We start from the raw sequence: 1,838 nt of genomic DNA on the forward strand, positions 1-1,838 counted from the left end.
CGGCGATTCCGACAGCGTGACTTCGACGGACAAGCTGGTTGCCATCTTGCCGTGCATGGTGGCGATGTCCCGTGACCTGCTCCCCTGAAATGTCCTCAAATTTTGGTTAGCCTGTTCTCTAAGTGAGGAGACAGACGATGAAGAGAAGCCGTTTCAGTGAAGAACAGATCATTGGCATTCTTAAGGAGCACCAGGCTGGGTTGGGCGCGAAGGAGTTGTGTCGCAAGTACGGGATCAGTGACGCGACCTTCTACAAGTGGCGATCCAAGTATGGTGGCATGGAAGTGTCAGATGCGCGACGTTTGAAGACGCTGGAATCTGAGAACGCCAAACTGAAGAAGATGCTGGCTGAGCAGATGATGGATGTTGCGACGCTTAAGGAAATGCTTGGAAAAAACTTCTGAGGCCCGGTTCAAGGAGGAATGCCGTGGACTGGGCCATGAAGACAAAAGGCTACAATCAGCGCCGGGCGTGCGCGCTGGCGGGGATCGATCCGCGTGTGTATCGGCGTCGGTCGAAGCGCCTTGCCGACACGGAACTGCGGGTGAGGATGAAAGAACTGGCGTCCGAGCGGCGTCGGTTCGGTTATCGCCGCCTGCACATGCTGCTGAAGCGTGAGGGCTGGGAGGTAAACTGGAAGAAACTGTACCGGCTCTACCGCGACGAAGGGTTAACCGTTCGTAAACGGGGCGGACGCAAGCGCGCAGTGGGCACCAGGACGCCCATGGCGATCCCGCAGGGGCCAAACCAGAGGTGGTCCCTCGACTTCATGTCGGATGCGCTGGAAGACGGGCGTCGGTTCAGGGTGCTAAACGTGATTGATGACTTTAGCCGGGAATGTCTGGCCGCTGTGGTCGATACATCCATCAGCGGCGCACGTGTCGCCCGCGAGTTGGATCGGATCGCCGAGCTGCGTGGGTACCCCTGCCTTGTGGTCAGCGACAATGGAACCGAACTGACAAGCAACGCGATGCTGAAATGGCAGGAAGACCGTAAAGTCGACTGGCACTACATCGCGCCCGGAAAGCCCATGCAGAATGGCTTCGTCGAAAGCTTCAACGGGAGGATGCGAGAGGAATGCCTGAACGAACACCTGTTCCCGTCACTGCGCCATGCCTGCCGCATGATTGCGGCATGGCGCGACGACTACAACCACCACCGCCCGCACTCGAGTCTCGACGGGCTCACCCCGCGGGAGTATCACCAACGGTCAAGAGAGGACCAAACCCTGAACAGAGCTAACCTATAAACGCGGACTCAAAGGGGAGCAGGTCAATGACCATCGAACCCGCGCTCGCCACCTCCTGGCAGCCGATCGGCGACGGCGCGGGCTGGCGCTTCACCCTGCGCGAGGGCGTGACCTTCCACGACGGCTCCGCCTTCACCGCCGAGGACGTCCTCTTCTCCTATGAACGCGCCTCCTCCGAGGCCTCCGACACAAGCAGCTGGTTCGCCCCCGTCTCCGAGCTGCGCGTGATCGACGACTACACGGTCGAGATCCTGACCACCGCCCCCAACCCGATCTTCCCCGACAGCATCGCCAACTGGATGATCATGGACAGCGGCTGGGCCGCGGCCAACGACGCCACCCGCCCCGACAAGGAGGCCGGCAACCACGCCACGCTCAACACCAACGGCACCGGCGCCTTCCGCGTCACCGCGCGGGAGCCGGGCCTGCGCACCGTGCTGGAGCCCTTCGACGGCTGGTGGGACACGCCCGAGCACAACATCACCCGAGCCGAGTTCACCCCGATCCAGAACCCGGCCACCGCCGTGGCGGCCCTGCTGTCGGGCGATATCGACATGATCAACCCGGTGCCCATCCAGGACGCCGCCCG

The 1,838-nt window shown here is 61.7% G+C and carries 1 protein-coding gene and 1 pseudogene; both read left to right on the forward strand.

Annotated features, from left to right (window positions below):
* Nucleotides 1-137: 137 nt before the first annotated feature.
* Nucleotides 138-1,249, forward strand: a protein-coding gene (locus ACR0B3_RS23800; protein ID WP_480811213.1) for an IS3-like element ISDsh2 family transposase whose coding sequence is annotated in 2 segments (ribosomal slippage) — nt 138-393 and nt 393-1,249 — 1,113 coding nt in all. Because the reading frame shifts where the segments join, the coding sequence is not laid out codon by codon here.
* Between the two features lie 20 nt (nt 1,250-1,269).
* Nucleotides 1,270-1,838: pseudogene (locus ACR0B3_RS23805) on the forward strand (ABC transporter substrate-binding protein); the annotation flags it as partial.

The organism is Ruegeria sp. CE9 (assembly GCF_056537425.1).